At 72.7% G+C, this 20344-nt stretch carries 16 protein-coding genes; 11 read left to right on the plus strand and 5 right to left on the minus strand.

The features are described 5' to 3' along the window. Window positions 1–22 precede the first annotated feature (22 nt). Window positions 23–1480 (plus strand): aldehyde dehydrogenase family protein, encoded by a 1458-nt coding sequence (locus ACYF6T_RS33100; RefSeq protein ID WP_461701129.1) that lies wholly within the window; start codon window positions 23–25, stop codon window positions 1478–1480. Then, the gene (solA, locus tag ACYF6T_RS33105) at window positions 1477–4032 is read left to right on the plus strand and encodes an N-methyl-L-tryptophan oxidase (RefSeq protein WP_461701130.1); all 2556 of its coding nucleotides are present in this window, start codon (window positions 1477–1479) and stop codon (window positions 4030–4032) included. The genes ACYF6T_RS33100 and solA overlap by 4 nt, the downstream gene beginning before the upstream one ends. Before the next feature lie 26 nt (window positions 4033–4058). Here solA and ACYF6T_RS33110 read toward each other — a convergent pair whose 3' ends face one another. Continuing rightward, on the minus strand, window positions 4059–4748 hold the full coding sequence (locus ACYF6T_RS33110; protein WP_461701131.1) for a GntR family transcriptional regulator: 690 nt from the start codon (window positions 4746–4748) through the stop codon (window positions 4059–4061). Window positions 4749–4881: 133 nt separating this feature from the next. Between ACYF6T_RS33110 and ACYF6T_RS33115 the strand changes: the two genes are divergently transcribed. Genes ACYF6T_RS33115 through ACYF6T_RS33150 form a run of 8 tightly spaced genes read left to right on the plus strand, consistent with a single transcriptional unit; the run spans window position 4882 to window position 14466 of the window. Then, a complete protein-coding gene (locus ACYF6T_RS33115) occupies window positions 4882–5535 on the plus strand; it encodes a cyclase family protein (protein WP_461701132.1) in 654 nt (217 codons plus the stop codon). Further along, on the plus strand, window positions 5532–7106 hold the full coding sequence (locus ACYF6T_RS33120) for a gamma-glutamyltransferase (RefSeq protein ID WP_461701133.1): 1575 nt from the start codon (window positions 5532–5534) through the stop codon (window positions 7104–7106). Before ACYF6T_RS33115 ends, ACYF6T_RS33120 begins: the two co-directional genes overlap by 4 nt. Further along, complete coding sequence (locus ACYF6T_RS33125; RefSeq protein WP_461701134.1) at window positions 7103–9058, plus strand: primary-amine oxidase; 1956 nt, start codon at window positions 7103–7105, stop codon at window positions 9056–9058. Before ACYF6T_RS33120 ends, ACYF6T_RS33125 begins: the two co-directional genes overlap by 4 nt. Further along, window positions 9055–9963, plus strand: a complete 909-nt coding sequence (locus ACYF6T_RS33130) for a hypothetical protein (protein ID WP_461701135.1) — start codon at window positions 9055–9057, stop codon at window positions 9961–9963. Before ACYF6T_RS33125 ends, ACYF6T_RS33130 begins: the two co-directional genes overlap by 4 nt. Beyond that, window positions 9866–11218, plus strand: coding sequence for a Rieske 2Fe-2S domain-containing protein (locus ACYF6T_RS33135; protein ID WP_461701136.1), 1353 nt, complete (start codon window positions 9866–9868; stop codon window positions 11216–11218). The genes ACYF6T_RS33130 and ACYF6T_RS33135 overlap by 98 nt, the downstream gene beginning before the upstream one ends. A 5-nt stretch (window positions 11219–11223) precedes the next feature. Further along, window positions 11224–12660, plus strand: coding sequence for a glutamine synthetase family protein (locus ACYF6T_RS33140; protein WP_461701137.1), 1437 nt, complete (start codon window positions 11224–11226; stop codon window positions 12658–12660). Beyond that, complete coding sequence (locus ACYF6T_RS33145; RefSeq protein WP_461701139.1) at window positions 12650–13618, plus strand: PDR/VanB family oxidoreductase; 969 nt, start codon at window positions 12650–12652, stop codon at window positions 13616–13618. Before ACYF6T_RS33140 ends, ACYF6T_RS33145 begins: the two co-directional genes overlap by 11 nt. Window positions 13619–13656: 38 nt before the next feature. Next, complete coding sequence (locus ACYF6T_RS33150) at window positions 13657–14466, plus strand: N-acyl homoserine lactonase family protein (protein WP_461701140.1); 810 nt, start codon at window positions 13657–13659, stop codon at window positions 14464–14466. 748 nt (window positions 14467–15214) lie between these two features. Here the strand turns inward: ACYF6T_RS33150 and ACYF6T_RS33155 are convergent. The 4 genes from ACYF6T_RS33155 to ACYF6T_RS33170 form a co-directional block, all read right to left on the minus strand. Next, window positions 15215–16147, minus strand: coding sequence for a helix-turn-helix domain-containing protein (locus ACYF6T_RS33155; RefSeq protein ID WP_461701141.1), 933 nt, complete (start codon window positions 16145–16147; stop codon window positions 15215–15217). A gap of 547 nt (window positions 16148–16694) precedes the next feature. Continuing rightward, window positions 16695–17864 (minus strand): 2,3-butanediol dehydrogenase, encoded by a 1170-nt coding sequence (locus tag ACYF6T_RS33160; RefSeq protein ID WP_461701143.1) that lies wholly within the window; start codon window positions 17862–17864, stop codon window positions 16695–16697. After that, entirely contained in the window at window positions 17861–19153 is a 1293-nt protein-coding gene (locus ACYF6T_RS33165) for an MFS transporter (RefSeq protein ID WP_461701144.1), read from the minus strand. The genes ACYF6T_RS33160 and ACYF6T_RS33165 overlap by 4 nt, the downstream gene beginning before the upstream one ends. A 79-nt stretch (window positions 19154–19232) precedes the next feature. Beyond that, complete coding sequence (locus ACYF6T_RS33170) at window positions 19233–19766, minus strand: 2,4'-dihydroxyacetophenone dioxygenase family protein (protein WP_461701146.1); 534 nt, start codon at window positions 19764–19766, stop codon at window positions 19233–19235. 374 nt (window positions 19767–20140) lie between these two features. Here ACYF6T_RS33170 and ACYF6T_RS33175 point away from each other — a divergent pair, with 374 nt between their 5' ends. Further along, complete coding sequence (locus tag ACYF6T_RS33175; RefSeq protein WP_461701148.1) at window positions 20141–20293, plus strand: hypothetical protein; 153 nt, start codon at window positions 20141–20143, stop codon at window positions 20291–20293. Window positions 20294–20344: the final 51 nt, after the last annotated feature.

Raw genomic sequence — 20344 nt, forward strand, 5'->3', positions numbered from 1 at the left:
CCCGAACCACAAGGAGAACACCTTGGACCCCTGCATCACCCTCCCGCGGTTGCCGGAGCGCGAACCGATGCTCATCGGCGGCGAGTGGACCACGGGAACCGCGACCCGGTGGATCCCGGTCCTCAACCCCGCCACCGGTGAGACCCTGACCACCGTCGCGCAGGCCGACGGCAGCGATGTGGAACAGGCGGTGGCCGCCGCCGCGGCAGCGCACCGCGACGGACGCTGGCGCACGCTGCCTCCCCGCCGGCGCCGGGACGTGCTGCTCCGGCTCGCAGACCTGGTCGAGCGGGACGCCGAGGCGCTGGCGGTCCTGGACACCCTGGACAACGGCAAGGCGATCGAACGGGCCCGCGGCGACGTGGAACTCGGCCTGCAGGCGATCCGGCACTTCGCGGGCACGCCGACCCGGCTGACCGGCACGGTGCACGCCTCCCCGCCCGGCCGGCACGTGTACAGCGTGCGCGAGCCGGTCGGTGTCGTGGCGGCCGTACTCCCCTGGAACTTCCCCTTCATGATCGCCGCCTGGAAGGTCGCCCCCGCCCTGGCGGCCGGCTGCACGGTGGTGGTCAAGCCCGCCGAGCAGACCCCGCTGACCGCGCTGCGGCTGGCCGCCCTGTGCCTGGAGGCGGGCGTTCCGGAAGGCGTCGTCAACGTGGTGACCGGGGACGGCCGCACCGGGGCGGAACTGGTCGCCCATCCCGATGTCGCCAAGGTCTCCTTCACCGGGTCCACCGACGTCGGACGGCTGATCATGGCCGCGGCGGCGCCGTCGGTCAAACGGCTCACCCTCGAACTGGGCGGCAAGTCCGCCAACATCGTCTTCGCCGACGCCGACCTGGACGCCGCCGTACCGGCCGCCGTCCGCGCGGTGTTCGGGCACTCCGGTCAGATGTGCACGGCCGGCAGCAGACTGCTGGTGCAGCGCTCGGTGCTCAAGGAGTTCCTCGACCGGATGCTGCCGACGGTGGACGCCCTGCGCATCGGCCCCGGTCTGTCCGGCGGGATCACCATCGGTCCGCTGGTCTCCCAGGAGCAGTTCGACCGGGTCACCGGCTACCTCGGCCTCGGCCGCGCCGAGGGCGCCCGGCTCGTCACCGGCGGAGAGCCACTGCCGGGGCCCGGCTGGTTCGTGCGGCCCACGGTGTTCACGGAGGTGACCCCGGACATGCGGATCGCCCGCGAGGAGATCTTCGGGCCGGTCGTCACCGTGCTGCCCTTCGACACCGAGGACGAGGCGATCGCACTGGCCAACGACAGCGACTACGGTCTCGCGGCCGGCGTGTGGACCACCGACCTCGGCCGCGCCCACCGCGCCGCGTCGGCACTCCAGACAGGCACCGTCTGGGTGAACACCTACAACGAGTTCGACCCCGCCGTGGCCTTCGGCGGTACCAAGCAGTCCGGTCTGGGCAGGGACCTCGGCGACGCGGCCGTCGACGGGTTCACCGAGCTCAAGAGCATCACGATCGCGCTGTGAGCGCCCCCGTGACGGCCACGTCGCCGACCCCCACGACCCTGGACGTCGCCGCCGAACGCGTACGTACCCCGGGATGCTCCACCGGCCACCACTTCAACTCGGCCGGCGCGGCCCTTCTCGCCTCCTCCACCGTCGAGGCGGTCATCGACCACCTGCGCGCGGAGAGCCTGCACGGCGGCTACGAGGCGGCCAAGCTCGCCGCCGACGAGCTGGCCGCCGTCTACGACCGCACCGCCGCCCTGCTCGGCGTCCACGCGGACGAGGTCGCTCTGGTCGAGAGCGCCACCGCGGGCTGGCAGCGGATCGTCTCCTCGCTGCGGCTGCGGCCCGGAGACCGCGTGCTCGCCGCCCGCTCCAGCTATGTCAGCAGCGCCCTGCACCTGCTGGCAGCCGAGCGGGACGCCGGCATCCGGGTGGAGGTGCTGCCCAACGGGCCCGACGGAGCCACGGACCTGGAGATGCTGGAGCGCGCCCTGCGCGCGGGACCGGCCGCGCTGGTGACCGCGGCGCACGTGCCGACCTCGTCCGGGCTGGTCGAACCGGCCGCCGCGATAGGCGCCTCGGCGGCGGCGCACGGGGTGCCGTTCCTGCTCGACGCCACCCAGTCGCTGGGGCAGTTGCCTACCGACATGGAAGCCCTCGGCTGCGACCTGCTGATCGGCACCGGCCGCAAGTTCCTGCGCGCCCCGCGCGGCACCGGTCTGCTCGCCGTGCGCCGGCCCCTGCTGGAGCGGCTCGCCCCGCAGGCGCCGGATGTGCGCGGAGCACGTTGGACGGGTGAACGCAGCTGGGAACTGGCGCCGGACGCACGACGGTTCGAGCTGTGGGAGGCCGCCCACGCCCTGCGCCTGGGCCTGGGCTCGGCGCTGGACGACCTGCACAGGCTCGGCCCCGGGGCCGTCTTCGCCCACCTGGCCGCCCTCGCGGCGAGGCTGCGCGAACGGCTCGGCGTCGTACCCGGGGTGCGGCTGGCCGATCCTTCCGCAGCGGGGGGCGCCATCGTCACCTTCGTGGTCGACGGACTCGACGCCGACGAGGTGCAGCGCCAACTCGCCCTGCGCCGTGTCTACTTGGTCGCCGTACCGGCCGCCCACGGCCGCTGGGACATGGACCCGCGAGGACTGGCCAAGGTGGTACGGGCCTCGGTGCACGTCTACACCGACGACGACGATCTGGACGCCCTGGTGGAGGCCGTCGCGCAGATCGCGGCCGCCGCGCGCGGCACGGCCCGCACGCCGTCAGACGTCACGGCCACCGCCGCCGAGGCGGCAACGGCTCCCGCCCCGGCCGCCGTACGGGCAACGGACCCCCCTCCGGCTGCGGCATCGACGCCCGTTCCCACTCCGGCATCAGCGCCCGCCCTCACCACAGACGACTCCCTTTCGGCTTCGGCGTTGGGCCCCTCCCCCACCGGCCTCCCCCGCACCCGTCCCGCTCGGCATGCGGCCGGGCACCTGTACGACGCGGTGGTCGTCGGCCTCGGTGTGCACGGCAGCGCGGCGCTGCGGCAGTTGGCCGAGCGCGGCCTCGACGTGCTGGGTCTGGAGCGGTTCGCCCTGGGCCACGACCTCGGTTCCTCGCACGGTGCCACCCGGATGATCCGCCGCGCCTACCCCCACCCCGACTGGGACGGCCTGGTCGACACCGCCTACCGGGCCTGGGCGGAGCTGGAGGAAGCCGCCACGAGCCGTCTGGTCGACGTCACCGGCGGTCTGTACGCCGCGCCCGCCGGCCGGCCCGATCCGCTGCGCGGTCCGGGCTGCCGCTCGGTCGACGCCGACGAGGCGGCCCGCATCTTCCCCGGCCTGCGGCTGCCCGAGGGGTTCACCGCGGTCCACGACCCGGCCGCGGGAATCATCGACGCACGCGAGACCCTGCGCGTCCAGCTCACCCTCGCCGAACGGGCGGGAGCCCGGATCGCCGACCGCACACCGGTCACCGACTGGCAGCCCGACGGCGACCACGTCCTCGTCCGCACGGCCGCGGGGCCGGTACGCGCCAGGCGGCTGGTGCTGTGCGCCGGGCCCTGGACGCCGACTCTGGTGCCCCCGCTGGCAGGCCATCTGACGGTCACCCGGATCGTGAACGCCTACTTCGCCGCCGATCCGCGCGGCCCGCTGGGCCCCTCCGGACTGGGCAGTTTCTCGGTCGACCTGCCGGAAGGACTGCTGTACGGCTTCCCGGCCGACGGTGGCCGGGGGCTGAAGGCGGGGCTCGACGCGGGCCCGCCATGGGACCCCGAGGCCGCACGGCCCGCCGCCACCGCCGACGAACTCGCCCTGCTCACCCGGGCAGTGGCACGGGTGCTGCCCGGCGCGGGCGCGGTGACCGAGAGCCTGACGTGCCTGTACACGATGACCGCGGACCGGCGCTTCCTCGTCGGCGAGGTGCCCGGCGCACCGGGGGTGCTGATGGCCTCGGCGTGTTCCGGGCACGGCTTCAAGTTCGGTCCGGCGATCGGCGCGGCCCTGGCCGACCTCGTATGCCAACGTCCGCGCCCGGACCTGGATTTCCTCTCGCCCGCCCGGCTGGTCCCCGGCGGCGCCCGATGAGCGCCGCCGGTGCTCCGGGACGCCGCTCAGCCGTGGAAGACGGTCTGCGAGCGCCTCTCGTACCAGGCCGTCAGGTGCTCACCGGCGCTGATGACGTGCTCACGCATCGCCTCCTGCGCCCGGTCCGCGTCCCGGTCCGACAACGCGGCGACCAGTTCGTCGTGCTGACGGACGTTCAGTTGCCGGTGGCGTTCGTCGCCGGCCAGTGCCAGCGAGGACACGTTGCGCGGGAAACTCTCGTTGATCCGGTCGATCATGCGGCTGAGCCAGGGGTTGTCGGCCGCCTGGCAGACCACGGTGTGGAAGCAGTCGTTGGCCCGCGTCGTGTCGGCCGCACCGCCACCCAGGCCCTCCACCGCCGCGCGCAGCACGTCGTTGTGGCGGCGCAGTTCGGCGAGCTGGCTGTCGGTGATCCGGTCGGCTGCGCGCCGCGCGGCCAGGGCCTCCAGCTCCGCGCGGACCTCGTACGCCTGGCGCACCTCCCACGGCGCCGGCACCCTCACCACCGCACCGCGGTGCGGCTGCATCTCGATCAGCCCGCCGTTCTGCAACTGGCGCAGCGCCTCGCGCACCGGAGTGCGGCTCACCCCGAACTCGGCGGCCAGCGCGGCCTGGCGCAGCGGTTTGCCGATCGGGAGCTCCCCGTTCATGATCCGCGTGCGGATACGGGCAGCGATGTCGTCGACGAGGGCGCCTTCGTCGGTCTGGGACGTCATCGGAGTGGGTCTCACCCTTCTCGGGGGCTGACGGGGCCGCGCGGTGGTGGAGCAGTCTGCCACGCGGCAGCGGCTCACCGTCCACCGGTTTTGGATCCATTCCCACAGTATCCGCATCCAATAGGAGTGTGTCGTGCAACTTGACGTGACCAAGGCAATAGACGTCTCCGTGCCCATCCACCCCGGCATGCTGCACTGGGGCCGCCGCCCGGAAGTGGAGGTCGTCGAGTCGCGCACCGCGGGCGACCCGTCCAACGTCAGCCGCTGGCGCATCGGCGCCCACACGGGGACGCACATCGACGCCCCGGCCCACTTCGTCGACGGCGGCAAGACCGTCGACCGGCTGGACCTGACGGCGCTCAACGGCACCGCCCGCGTCCTCGACCTCACCCATGTCAAGGAGCAGATCACCGCCGCCGACCTGGACTCCGCGGGCCTGGGCACCGAGGAGCGGGTGCTGCTGCGCACCAGCAACTCCGACGGCGTGCTGCGCAGCCCGTGGAAGGCCCGGCACTGGGTGGGGCTGGCCCCGGACGGTGCCGAGCGGCTGATCGAGGCGGGCGTGCGCACGGCCGGCATCGACTACCTCAGCATCGAGGCCGTCGCCTACACCACCCACTGGGAGACGCACCAACTGCTGTGCGCGGCGGACGTGCTGATCCTCGAAGTGGTCGATCTGCTGCACACCCCGGCCGGTGTCTACGACATGCTGTCGCTGCCCGTGCCCCTGCAGGGCGCCGAGGCCGCCCCCTCGCGCACCCTGCTGCTGCCCCGGGACCAGACGTGAGCCCCGGCCACGAACCGGTGCTGGCCGCACCGCACCCAGCCGCCCTCGACGCCGCGGCCCGGGCGGCCGGGCGCGGCGGCAACGCCGTGGACGCCGCACTGGCCGCCGCCGCCGCGCTGACCGTCGTCTACCCCCACCAGTGCTCCCTGGGCGGCGACCTGATCGCCCTGGTGCACACGTCCGACGGCACGGTGCGCGCCATGCTGTCGGTCGGGGCGGCGGCACAGCACGTCGACGTCCCGGCCCTGCGCGCCGCGGACACGCGGATGCCCGCGCAGGGCCCGCAGACCGTGACTGTGCCCGGCGTGGTGGCCGGCTGGGCGGCGCTCGCCGCGGCGTTCGGCACCCCGGGCGCGCTGCCCGCCGCGCTGCGCGACGCCGCCGCTCTCGCCCGCCAGGGGGCGACGGTCTCCGCCGGGCTGGCGCGCGCCGTACGGGGCAACGCACCGCGGATCGCCGCCGATCCGGGACTGTCGGCGCTGCTGAGCGGTCCCGACGGCCGGGCCGTGGACGAGGGGGACGCGCTTCCCCAGCCCCGGCTGGCGAAGGTCCTGGACGAACTGGCCGACGATCCCGCGTCGTTCTACCGGGGGGCCGTCGCCGAGACGCTCGCCGCCGGCCTGCGCCGCCTCGGCAGCCCGCTCACTGCCGCCGACCTGGCCGCCCATCGCGCCCGCTGGGCCGAGCCGTTGACCGTCGAAGCGGCAGGGGTGCGCTGGTGGGCCGCTCCCCCGCCCAGCCAGGGCGCCGTCCTGCCCGCGCTGCTGACGGCGGCGGCCGCCGCAGCGGGCCTGACCGAACCCGAACGCACCCGGCTGCTCACCGCCCGCTGCCAGGACGCCTCGGCGGCCCGCGACCGCCTGCTCGGCGACCCGTGCGGACAACCGCTGGACATGCAGGGGCTGCTCGATCCGGCGCCCCTGGCCGGGGCCCTGCCCCCCGAGCCGCCGTTCCGGCCCTCCGGCGACACCGTCGCGGTGACCGCGGTGGACCCCTCGGGGCTGGCGGTGTCCCTCATCCAGAGCGTCTACCAGACCTTCGGCTCCGGACTGTGCGAGCCGGACACCGGGATCGTCCTGCACAACCGCGGCTCGGCGTTCAGCCTCGTCGCGGGCCATCCCGGCGAACTGCGGCCGGGCGCACGACCGCCGCACACCCTGTGCCCGGTGATCGGCCGCTGCGACGTCCTGCTCCTGGCGGCCGGCTGCCAGGGCGGCCGGGCCCAGCCGCAGATCCTCGCCCAGACCCTGCCCGCCCTCGCCGCGCCCGACGCCGACCCGGTCGGTGTGCTCGGGCGCCCGCGCTGGGTGCTCGGCGCCCGCGACATCGGCTTCGAGGAGCAGACCCTGCTCGCCGAGCCGGGCTCGGTGCCGGCCTCGGCACCGGCCGTCTCGCCCGGAGTGCCGGTGGTGGTCGCCGAAGCACCCACCGACCTGGCCGGCCACCTGCAGGTGGTCAGGCTGGCCCGCGGCGGCCGCCTGGACGCCGCCTCCGACCCCCGAGCCGACGGCGGCGTGCTGCACCGCGCCGCGGCCGTCCCTCGCACCACCGTGGAAGGAACGACCGTATGAGCATCCTCGCCCCCGCGCCCACGCCGGCCGCGCAGCCCCACCCGCTGGATCCGCTGAGCGCGGCCGAACTCGCCGTCGCCGTCAAGGTGCTCAGGTCCGACCCCCGGGTCACCGAGGATGCCCGCTTCTGGGGAGTCGCCCTGGACGAGCACCACGCGCGCACCGCGGCCCCGGGCCAGGCGCGGCGGGCCCGCGCCGTGGTGATCTGCCCCTCGGCCCGCCTCGCCTACGAGGTCGACCTGGAGCTGGGCGAGACGCCGCAGACCACGGCCTGGCGGGAGCTGGACGTGCGCAGCCCCGGCTGCTCCTCGGAGGAGGCCCGGCAGGCCGCCGCCGCGTGCCGGGCCGATGCGCGCTTCCGCGAGGCGCTGGCCCTGCGCGGCATCCACGACGTGTCGCTGGTGATGGTCGACCCCGAGTCGATCGGCGGTTTCGAACCCCCGCGGTACGCGGGGCGCCGGCTGACCTGGGGCAGCGTGTGGCACCGTACGTCCGAGGACGACAACGGCTACGCCCGGCCCGTGCAGGGCGTGGTGCCGATCATCGACATGGAGTCGATGGAGGTGCTGCACGTCGAGGACCACGGCGTGGTGCCGCTGTCCGCAGAGCCGGGCGTCTTCGCCGCGGGCACCGTGCCCGAGCGGGCCGGGCTGCGGCCCCTTGAGGTGGTCCAGCCCGAGGGACCGAGTTTCACGGTGACCGGGCAGCGCGTCGACTGGCAGGGCTGGTCGGTGCGGGTGGGCTTCACCCACCGCGAGGGCCTGGTCCTGCACGACCTGACCTTCGACGCGGGCGGCAAGGGCCCGCGCCCGGTGCTGCGCCGGGCCTCGGTCAACGAGATGTACGTGCCCTACTTCGACACCGCCTCCACCCAGTACCGCAAGAACTTCTTCGACTGGGGCGAGTACGGCGCCGGCCCGCTGACCAACTCCCTCGCCCTGGGCTGTGACTGCCTGGGCGTCATCCACTACTTCGACGCGGCCGTCCTCGGCGGCGACGGCGTGCCGCGGGTCATCCCCAACGCCATCTGCATGCACGAGGAGGACGACGGCATCCTGTGGAAGCACCACGACGGCCGCACCGGCCGCACCGAGGTGCGCCGCTCCCGCCGGCTGATCATCTCGGCGTTCGCCACGGTCGCCAACTACGACTACGGCTTCTACTGGTCCCTGTACCAGGACGGCTCGGTCATGCTGGAGATCAAGATGACCGGCATCCTGTCCGCCACCGGCGTCGCGCAGGACGAGGAGACCCCGTACGCGCGGCGGGTCGCCCCGAACGTGGCGGTCACCAACCACCAGCACTTCTTCGCCGTACGGCTGGACATGGCCGTGGACGGAACCGCGAACCGCCTGGTCGAGGTCACCGCCGAGCACGAACCCGACCCCGCGCTCGACCCGTACGGCAACGCGGCGCGGACCGTGCTGCGGCCGATCCTCAGCGAGCGGGAGGGCGGGCGCAGCGTGGACGCCTCCCGGGCCCTGCACTGGCGGGTGGAGAGCACCGAGGCCCGCAACCGGATGGGCGAGCCGACCGCGTACCGGGTGCACGTGGAGAACACGGCGGTGCTGCCGGTGCGCGCCGACAGCGTCTGCGCGCGGCGGGCGCCCTTCGTCGCCCGGCAGCTGTGGGCCACCGCGTACGACCCGGCCCGGCGCTTCGTCGCGGGCGAGTACCCCAACCAGGCCGAGCCGGGCGCGGACGGAGTGCACCGCTGGCAGCAGGAGGACCGCTCGCTGGACGGCACGGAACTGGTGCTGTGGGCGACGGTCGGCTCGCACCACTTCCCGCGTCCCGAGGAGTGGCCGGTGATGCCGGTGGCCCGGGCCCGGCTGCGGCTGGAGCCGGACGGTTTCTTCGACCGCAATCCCGCGCTGGACGTGCCCGCCCCCGTCTCCTGCCACGCGCCGGCCGCCGAGGCGGACGGCGGCGCCGGGCACTGCTGCGGATGACGGGCCGGCGCAGCTCGCCGCCGCCGGGCCGGCTGCTGGCCGGGCTCGCCGCCCTGGTCGTGACGGCCGCCGCCGCACACGCGGGCGGCGGCGGTGGACACGGCGAGCACCCGGCGCGGACGCCGGCCGCCGTCGGCGTCCTGTCCGCGGTGATCGCCTGCACGCTGGCGTTCGCCTGGCCGGCGCTGGGCGTCGCCTGGGCGCCGGAGCGGCGCAGGCTGACCGGCCGCGCGGTGCTCGCCGCGGCGGCCGCCGCCTGCACGCTCGGTCCGCCACTCGCCCTGACGCGGGCGCCGGGCGCCGTGGACGGCCATGTGTGGGCGATGGCCCGCTTCGAACTCCTCGCGGTCCTCGGCCCCTTGGCCCTCGCGTCCGCCGTCCGCGCGACGGCCGCGCCGGCACGGCCGGAGGGCCGCGGGGCGGGCCTCGGGGCGGTGGTGTGGAGCGTGTCGGCGTACGCCTGGCACCTGCCGCCGCTGCACACCCTGGCGAGTCCGGGAGCAGAGCTCGCGCGGTCGTTCACCTGGGTGACGGCCGGCTTGCTGCTGTGTCTTCCCCTGGCCGCCCGCCGCGGGCCCTTCCTCGCCGCGCATCTCGCCGCCCTGCCGCTGGCTGCCCTGATGGTGAGCAGCGGGCGAGGGACGGCGGGCCTGCTGATGGCTGTCGTGGACGCGGTCATGGTCGCGTGCCTGCTCAACGGAGCCGTCAGGAAGGGCTGTTACACCGACGTAAATATTGGATCCAATCCATGGCTGACTGGATCCGACCTTCGCTACCGTCACCGTGACCGGGACAGAAAGGCGTCAGATGCGCGAGGAAGAGAACAAACGGCTCACCAGGACCGGACCGGGCACACCCGGCGGCGACCTGATGCGCCGGTACTGGCAGCCCGTCGCCCTCAGTGAGGAACTCGACGGCGTACGACCCCTGGTCGCTCCCAAGGTGCTAGGACAGGACCTGGTCCTGTTCCGCGACGAGCACGGTGAGCTCGGCCTGGTCGATCGCGGCTGCCCGCACCGGGGCGCCGACCTGGCGCTGGGCCGGCTGGAGGACGGCGGGCTGCGCTGCTGCTTCCACGGCTGGCTGTTCGCCCGCGACGGCGCCTGCCTGGACACCCCGGCCGAGCCGGCCGGCAGCACCCTGACCACGCGGGTCCGCCTGGGCAGCTACCCCGTCCGCGAGATCAACGGGGTGATCTGGGGCTACCTCGGACCCGGCGAGCCGCCCGCGCTGCCGGCTCTGGACTGCTTCGAGGCCCCGGCCGACCACGCCTTCGCCTGGAAGGGCCTGCTGGAGTGCAACTGGCTGCAGGCCCTGGAGGTCGGCATCGACCCCGCCCACGCCTCCTACCTGCACCGCTTCTTCGAGGACGAGGACCCCTCCGACAGCTACGGCAAGCAGTTCCGGGCCACCTCCCAAGGCACCGACCTGCCCATGACGAAGATCCTTCGCGAGTACGGCCGCCCCGACATCGACGCCGTCCGCACCCCCTACGGCCTGCGCATCACCGCCCTGCGCACCCTGGACGGCACCGACACCGAGGGCCGCGCCATGGACGGCAGCCGCACCCACGTCCGCGTCACCCACCAGGTCTTCCCGCACGGCTTCCACATCCCGCTCGACGCGGAGACCGCCATCACCCAGTGGCACGTACCGATCGACGACACCTCCTGCTACTGGTACGCCCAGTTCACCAGCGTCGGCCAGCCGGTCGACCAGGAGGCGATGCGCCGCCAGCGGGTGGACGCGGTCACCCTGCCCGACTACCGGCCCCGCTTCAACCGCGCCAACGACTACGGCTACGACCCGGTCGAGCAGCTCACCACCACCTACACCGGCCTGGGCACCGACATCAACGTGCACGACCAGTGGGCGGTGGAGGGCCAGGGCGCCGTCCAGGACCGTACCCGCGAACACCTGGGCCGCTCCGACAAGGCCATCGTCATGTACCGACGCATGCTGGGCGAGGCGATGTCCGCCGTCGAGCGCGGCGAGGACCCGCCGTTGGTCCTGCCCGCCGAACGTGCGGCCGCGATACGCGGCCCCGTCACCCTCGACGGCATCGGCCCCACCGAGGGCTGGGCGCAGTACTGGGCGGCCGTGACCGCGAAGCAGCGCGCCGACAGCAGTTGGGCGCAGCCCACGGCGACGGACGGCTGAGCGGCGTGGGATTCGTCGAACGCCACGCCGGGTGGACGGCCGAGCAGACGGCCGCCGCCCAGGAGATCCGCGACCGCGCCCAGGGGGGCGGACTGAACGTCGTGCGGCTGGTCTTCGCCGACCAGCACGGACTGCTGCGCGGCAAGACCGTCACCGCCTCCGAAGTGCCCACCGTCCTGCGCGACGGCACCGGCATCGCCTCCTCCCTGCTCGCCAAGGACACCTCCGGCCGGACCGTCTTCCCGCTGTTCACCAAGGAGACCCCGCTCGGACTTCCCCAACTACGCGGCGCCGCCGACATGGTGATGGTCCCCGACCCGCTCACCTTCCGGATGCTGCCGTGGTCACCGGGCACCGGCTGGCTGCTGTGCGACCTGCGCTTCACCTCCGGCGCACCGGTCCCCCTGTGCACGCGCGGCCTGCTGCGCTCGGTCCTCGGCCAGACCGGCGGCCTCGCCTACCGCACCGGACTGGAGGTGGAGTTCCACCTGTTCCGGCTCGACGACGCGCGCCTGGGCCCGGCCGACCTCGGCCAGCCCGGGGCCGCGCCCGAGGTCGGCATACTCAACCACGGCTACCAGTACCTGAGCGAACTGCGCTACGACGAACTCGACCCGCTGCTCGACGTGCTCCGCACCCACATCGAGGCCCTCGGTCTGCCGCTGCGCAGCCTGGAAGTCGAGTTCGGGCCGAGCCAGGTCGAGATCACGCTGCGTCCCGCGGACGGCCTGGGCACGGCCGACGCGATGGTGCTCCTGCGCAGCGCGGTCAAGCAGGTCGCCGCCCGGCACGGCCACCACGCGACGTTCATGTGCCGCCCCCACCTGCCCGGTGTCTTCTCCAGCGGCTGGCACCTGCACCAGAGCATGCTGCGCGGCGGCGAGGCGGTCTTCGCCCCGCCGCCGGGCGCCCCGTGCGCCGACGGGCCGGGACTGTCGCCCTACGGCAGCGCGTTCCTCGGCGGACTGCTCCGCCACGCCCGGGCCACCAGCGCGTTCTCCACCCCTACGCTCAACGGTTTCAAGCGCTTCCGCTCCCTGTCCCTGGCACCCGACCGCGCGGTGTGGGGACGCGACAACCGCGGCGCGATGGTCCGCGTCCTGGGCGATGGGCCCTCCTCCACCCGGCTGGAGAACCGCATCGGCGAGCCGGCCGCCAACCCCTACCTCTACCTGGCCTCCCAGCTCGCGGCCGGCCTGGACGGTGTGGCACACGACCTCGACCCCGGTCCGGCCGCCGACGAACCGTACGCGGCCCGGGCGGAGCCGCTGCCGCGCTCCCTGGGTGAGGCGCTCGACGCGCTGGAGGCCGACCAGGCGCTCACGGACCGTCTGGGCAAGGACTTCGTGGCCTATTACACCGGCGTCAAGCGCGCCGAGATCGCCCGCTTCGACCAATCGGTCACCGACTGGGAACAACGGGAGTACTTCCGTGTCTTCTGAAGCAAGCCCCTCCCCCTCCCTGCGGCTGCTGGTCCGGCAGGCACGCTGGATCGCCCAGGACGTCCTGGAACTGCGGCTCGCCCGCAGAGACGGCGGTGCGCTGCCGGACTGGCAGCCCGGTGCCCACGTGGAGCTGACCCTGCCGTCGGGGCTGCGGCGGCCGTACTCGCTGTGCGGCGATCCGCACGACCGCGGGGCCTGGACGGTCGCCGTGCACCGCGCGCCGGACAGCCGGGGCGGATCCCGCGAGCTGCACGAAACAGCGCTCGTCGGGCGGGAGTTGACGGTGGACGGACCGGTCAACCGCTTCCCGCTGGAACCTGCCCCCGGCTACCTGATGCTGGCCGGCGGCATCGGCGTCACCCCGCTGCTGCCCATGGCCCGGGCCGCGGCCTCCCGGGGCCTGCCGTGGCGGCTCGTCCTGGGCGCCCGGGACCGTTCGCGGATGGCCTACGCCGAAGAGCTCACCGCCCTCGGCGGCGACCGGGTCAGCCTGGTACCGCAGGACGAGGCGGGACTGCCCGACCTGGCCGCCGAACTCGCCGCCACACCGGCCGACCACGCCGTGTACGCCTGCGGCCCCGCGGCGATGCTGGACGCGGTGAGCGAGCTGTGCCGCTCGGCCGTGCCGTCCCGCCCGCTGCGCCTCGAACGCTTCGGACCGGCCGAACCCGAAACACCGGTCCGCCAGGGGCAGTTCGACGTCGTCCTGCGCAAGTCGGGACTGCGACTGGCGGTGCCTGCCGACCGGTCCCTGCTGGAGGTCGTACGCGCACACGTGCCCGAGGTGCCCTCCTCGTGCGAGGAGGGCTACTGCGGCAGTTGCGAGACGCCGGTGGTGGCCGGGACGCCCGACCACCGCGACACGGTGATCGGCCCGGAAGAGCGCGCGACCGCCACCACCATGATGATCTGCGTGAGCCGCGCGGCCTCACCGGTCCTCGAACTCGACCTGTGACCCCAGGCTCGGCCCACCATCGCCCGCAGAGGAGCACCATGACCCGACACGGCGTGCGACGCGTGCTGCCGCTCCTGCTGGGCTGGGAGGAACTGCCCCGGGCCGTGTCGGTGCACGGCGCCTCCCGTGCCGAACGCGTGCGGGAACCCGTGCCGGGCGTCCTGCTGGAGTGCCAGGACGGGTGGCTGTTGCTGGACACCGGGTTCAACGCCACCCTGCTGCGCAATGCCGCCCTGCGGCGGCGCTTCTATCCTTCCCCCTCCTACCAGCCACAGCTACCCGGCCCTGGGGAGCCGTTGGAGGAGGCACTCGCCGCGGCCGGCGTCGGCCTGGACGACATCTCGGCGGTCGCCATCAGCCACCTGCACGCCGATCACGCCGGAGGCCTGAAGCACTTCGCCGGGCGGGTGCCCGTGCACATCCAGCGAACGGAGCTGGAGTTCGGGATGTCAGGGCGGCCGGAAGTGGAACGCAACACCATCTTCCGGGTGGACTTCGACGATCCGCGCATCGACTGGCGTCTCGCGGACGGCGACCAGGAGATCGCGCCGGGCGTCACGGCCGTCCTGACCGCCGGACACACCCCGGGCCACCAGAGCCTCGTCGTGGACCTCGCCGAGGGAGGCGGCTACGTGTTCGCCTGCGACGCGGCCGACCTCACGCAGAACATCGCCGAAGAGCGGCCGGCCGGCACGTCGATCGGAGTGCCGCCCGAGGCGACGGTCGAACCCATCCGGCGCCTCAAACGCATCGCGGCCGACAAGGGATACGAGCTGATTCCAGGCCATGACCCGCAGGTGTGGCCCGAGTTGACACGACGCCTGACGGGGGCGAGTGGAGCGCGGTGACCGCGGACCCGGCAGTCGAAGGCGGCGATGGCACGTCGGCGACCCCGCCCAGATCCCCTGGGCACAGAAGGCCGCCTGTTTCAAAGAGCGGCACGGCACGTCCAGAGCCAAGAGCGGCAAGGGCGACGCGCACGCCCTCACGGACGTGGTCCGTATCGACCGCAACCAGTTGCGGCGCGTTCACGCTCCTCCAGCAGACCCACCACCGACGGCATGCCGGCACCTCCGCCCACAAAACGACACCGCGCCCCGGATCGCGACCCGCGACGTGGTGTAGCGATGCGGAGTTCGCGACTCCGCAGCTCAAGGGGACGGTGTGGCCGGCCGGCGCTTGCTTCATCGCGCTGGACGGAGCCGCACGGCCCGGATGGCTCCACCACTCCGCGGGGCACCACCCTCACCGGCGGGCACGCGATTACGGCAGCGGAGGGGTAGGCGTTCTGCATCAGCTGCTGACTGGGCGGAGACCCAGTGCCCGGCGAGCGATACGTTCGACAGTACCCCGGTGGGGTTGTCGCCCCTGCGGCCGTTGCACCGTTGGCGTCCGGCTCACCCGGCGGCTTGACAGATCACCATGCCACGCAGGCCCCACCCGCAGGCGGCCTTCCAACGCAGACGGCATCGCAGTACCGACCTGAACCGTCTCGGGACGCGACAGTTCACGCCGGGGCCTGTAGCGATCCGGCAGAGATGGGCGCCCACGCCCCTTCGCAGGCACTCCCGGCCCCGGTGCGACGCAACCGCAGGTCTAGAGGGTGAATGGACGCGTTTCCCCTGGGGTGCGTCCGAAACGGCTGCGGAAGACGCGGGTGAAGTGGGCCTGGCTGGCGAACCCCCAGCAGTGGGCGACTTCGGCGATCGTCAGATGCCGGGAGCTTGGATCGGCCAGCACCTGCCGGGCTCTGTCGAGCCGCTGTTCGAGTATGTACCGGGAGGGGCTCACCCCGGTGGGCTGGAAGATACGGCTGAGGTGCCGCGCTGACACGCCGATCGCCTGGGCGACCCGCCCCGCGCTCAACCCGGGGTCGGCAAGATGGCGGGCTATGTAGTCCTTGGCCACTGCCAGCTGGGAGACCATGGCGGGCGACACGGAGCCGCCCAGCCGTGCCGCCGCCAGCGTACGGACGAGGTCCAGCACGGTGGCCTGGGTACTGACCGGGTTTGCGCCGCCCCGCCCCGTGACGCATTCAGCCAGAACGGCCTCCAGGGCAGAAGCCTGGGCTCCTTCTGCGGCCGACCCTCTGCCGAGCAGTATCGGCGCGGACACCTCGTCGGCGGCACATTGCGCGGCGAACACCTCTCGGGGGATGTCCACCAGCAGTTGACGCATGGGAGCGGGGAACCCGAACAGATAGGGCCGCCGCGTGTCGTAGAGGATCAGGTCCCCCGGCTGGAGACTGACGCAGCCGTCCTCGTGGAAGAAGACCCCGCAGCCCGCTGTCAGCAGGGTGACGAAGATCGAGTCCTTCGGCAGGGTCCGACAGGTCCGCGGGCTGCGTTCGATGATGTGCTCGTTGCCGGCGATCTCGGCCAGCCGCAGGTCTCCCAGCTCAACGTTCGTCTCCGTGGCCACCAGGCCATGTCGCGAGTACGTCGAACAGGTCAGACCCACGAGAGCCTGTCGGTTGTGTTCCTCCCAGAAGTCGATGCGATCCGCCGGATCGACCGACTGCGTGGACACGTGGGAGACGATAGGCGCGTTCACCTGAATCTCCTTTCCAGCCCGTGCATCCGTGCTCACGGTGGTGCAGGACCGCTCTGCCACTGGGGACAGGGAACTGTCGCGGCCGCTGGGCCGGCCCTCGTACGCTGACGTGCGGGGCCGTCGAGGTGCCTGGTGTTGTCTCGGGGCGAGGCTACCCGCCGGTGTGGTGCCGCGTCACGGGTGGCGTACTGAGGCCGAGCCCGGCTTCCGCACGGGGGCCGGCGGAACCCGCACGCTTGGGCCGGTCGGGATACCGGCCTCGACCGGGGCGACCGCGCCCTTGTCGCACAGCAGGCGGCGGTGAGCGCTGCATCAGCCTGCACATCCCGTCGCCCGGCCGAACCGGTCCCGTCCGAGCACCACCCACGCGAGAGCGCCCACGGCAGGGAGCACAGCGGCCGCATCAGATGCCGCCGCGCTCCCGCGACTGCCGTTCATCCGGGCTCGGCCGCTGACCGCTCGGCCGGAGAGCGCCGTCCGCGCGGGCGGCTGGGGGCCGGCCCTGCCGCTCACCCGCGGGCGATCACGGTGTGCTGGCCTCAGACCCTCCTCCCCCGGTCCGAGGTCGCACGCGTCGTGTCCCGGCTGATGCCTCGCGGGAGCCGAGCCGCTTACTGCGCTCGGCGGGGTCGACAAGGATCTTGATCTGGTGACCCGGGCCCTCCAGCAGCGCCTCGAAACCGTCTGGGACCAGGGCGTCGAGGGCGATGGTCGAGGTGACGAGCGGTGTCAGGTCCAGCCCTCGTTCCGCGACGAGCCGGATGAGTTCCGGATAGGTGTCCCGGTAACCGACGCTGGCGACGATCGACTGCTCGTTGTTGACGAGCGCGAAAGTGTCCAGGGACATCTCCTGCGCCAGGCCGACCAGGACGACCCGCCCACCACGCCGAGTCGCGTCCAGACAGGCACGCAGGGTGCTCTCGGACCCGACCACCTCGAACGCGACATCGACGCCCTCACCGCCGGTCAGCTCACGGATCCGCTCTGCCACACCCTCTTCCAGACGGGCGTCGACCAGATCGGTCGCGCCCCATTCGGAGGCGCGGTGCAACCGGCCTGGAGAGACGTCGACGGCGACGATGCGCCGCACCTCGCGTTCCGCAGCGAGCCGCACGGTGAGCAGGCCGACCGGGCCAAGGCCCACCACCATCACGCTCCCGGGTGTGGCCCCGGCGCGCCGCAGCGCGTGCAGGGCGACCGACGCCGGTTCGAAGAGCGCAGCCTGCTCCAGCGACACGTTCTCCGGCAGGCGGTGCGCCATGTAAGCGGGCACGGCGGCGTACTCGGCCATGCCGCCGTTCCCCATCAGCCCCGCGAACCCGAAGTGCCGACAGATGTTGTACTCGCCCGCCCGGCACCGCGGGCACACCCCGCACCGGTAGTTCGGCTCGACCGCCACTCGGTCGCCCACGGTCAGGCCGGTCACCGACGGCCCGAGCGCGACCACCGTCCCGCAGAACTCGTGGCCAAGGATGAGCGGAGCCGTGGCGCCGGAGCCCGGATGCGGCTCGATGACGGGGATGGCGTGCGGTCCGTCGGCGTACTCGTGCAGATCACTGCCGCAGATGCCGCAGTACGCGACCTCGATGAGTACCTCTCCGCGTCCGGGTGCGGGCACGTCCACCTCGGCTATGCGGACGTCCTTGGCTCCGTACCAGACAGCAGCCTGCATACGCTGCGTGCCGGCGCTCACTCGGCCGCTCCCGCAACCACCGGGCCCGGTCCGAGCGCGGCTGCGGCCCGCTCGGACCGCCGACGCAGCACCCGCGGCGCGGTCTCCCGCAGGCCCAGGGACAGCAGGGCGACCACGATGGCGCCGCCGGCGGACATGAACATGGCCGTCTGCAAACCCCAGACGTCCGACGCGCGCCCTGCGATCACCGGGGCGAGAAAGCCGCCGGCCAGCTCTCCGACGCCCATGACCAGCCCAAGTGCGGTGGCCAGCGCGCCGCGGGGCACCGTCTCGGCGGGGATGGTGGCCATGAACAGGGTGAAGCAGCCGAGTCCGGTGTAGGTGAGCACGACCGCCAGGCCCAGCAGCACCGGATCGGTGACGTAGACCATCGCGAGCGGGCACAGGGCCGCTGTGGCGGAGAAGGCGATCATGGTCGGCTTGCGGCCGATGCGGTCGGAGACAGCCGGGGTGAGGAAACCCCACAGCACCCATCCCACGCCCAGACAGGTCATCACTCCGCTCATGGTGCTCGGGGAGAAGCCTTTGACGGTCAGCAGGTACGAGGGGGTGAAGGTGACGATGACGATGAACCAGGTGAGGAAGCAGCAGGCGACCGCCATGCACAGGACGATGTTGCGATGCCTCAGAACCTCCCGCACCGACGGCTTGGGACCGGCGGCCGAGTCGGGCATCGCCTCGGCGGTGGTCTGGACACGGCCGCCGGGCGGTACTTCCCGGACCGACTTCGCGATCCAGGCCGCGATGAGCAGACCTGGCACGATCGTCACGAGCAGCGCCGTCCGCCAGCCGTGGGCCTCGGCGATCCACACCACCACCAATGGGGCGAGGATCCCACCCATCAGACCTGCCGAAGAGCCTTGCAGCAGCCCCATGTTGAGGCCGCGACGGCTCTCCCGGGAGGCCTCCACCATCAGTGACTGGGCCAGTGGCAGCACGGCCCCCTCCGCCACGCCCATCAGGGCTCGGGCGAAGAGCAGTCCGAGGAAGCCGGTCATCAGCCCGCCGGCAGCGGAGAAGCAGGAGAAGAGGACCACGGCGGCGATCAGAATGGGTTTGCGTCTGCCGAGCTTGTCCGACAGCCGGCCGGCGACCAGCCCGGACAGGGCCCATGTCAGGGCCAGCACTCCGGACAGTGTGCCGAGCTCGGTGTTGGAGAGGTGGAAGTCCTTGCTGATGTACGGGGCGAGGAAGGGCAACGCCTGGCGGTCGAAGAAGACGAATCCGAAGGCCAGGAAGAGGATCAGCAACAGCCGGTTCTCATAGCGGTGTGCTGCGCCGTCGATCACGGTGGGTGTTTCTGCGTCAGGCCGGACCCGGTTACGGCTACGTGGCATCGGAACCTCGTTCGAGCGGTGGGACACAGGGTCACCGGAAGAGTGAGTTGACGTAGTCGGCACCGATGCCGACCTTCTCGTAGTGGTTCCGGCACAACTCGATGTAGTCGTGGACATCGAAGTAGCCGACGGTTCCACCGTCCTCGTCCAGCCAGATCAGCGGCCCCTTGACGATGAAGAACGCCTTCATCGGCTCGTCACTCTCGTAGGCCACCAGCGTGTGTCCCTCGCCCGGCGCCTCGTAGATGAAGTCACCGGCCTGCGCGGTCCAGGGCCGCTCCAGGTAACCCCACTTGCCGGAGATCGTGTACGCGAACACCTCGTGGGGGTGGTAGTGCCGGTTGACGAGTCCGGCCTGCTTGGCGCAGAGGATGTCGGCCCAGGAGTTGTCCTTGACGTTGATCCACAGCGGGCGCGATCCGACGGTCTCGCTGAGCGGCGCGTAGTACCGGTCGTCGTCGGTGGCCACCTGGGACAGGTAGACCTCCGGCTGCGCGTCGGGCTTCACCGAGTCGGTGATCGGCTTGAGGCCCTTCCAGAATTCCGACCTGGCTTCCTCGGGCATGTTGCGGCTCCTTTTCGTCGAGGTGGCCGATAGTGAACCCCCAGATCCGCGGCCAGGTCTTTCTTCTGGCAGACATGACGGATTGCCTGTTTGGGACATGCGCGTCTCCAGGCCCTCGAGTGCACAGCGGCGGGTCGGCTCCCACGCCTTCTGCCGACGTGTCACCTGAGGCGTGGTGATCGGCGGCGGCTGGCACCGCGGTACCGGTCGGGCGGTGACGTGACTCCCGTGTATGGCCTCGCCGTCAGCCACGTCTACGCCGGACTCGCCCCCGCCGAGCAGCGCGCGGTCCTCACCTCTGGCCTCACCCACCTCGTCACCGCCCGGGCCAGGCCCGTCGCAACGGCACCGCCTGCGACACCGGCATCGATGCCGTGGTCGTCCGCGACGGCAAACTCGTCCTGCTCCAGAGCAAGCACGCCGGGGACATCGCCGCCCCGCCCACCAGCCAGGACACGCCCGCCCCTGGCTTCCCGCCCTGGCCCTCCGGCCTCGGCAACCGCGCCCAGTACGCCGCCTCGGCGTAACCCACCCCGAGCACGGCGGCACACAGCCCTACGACGCGGCTGGCACCGAAG

This window comes from Streptomyces sp. 7R007 (assembly GCF_054850255.1).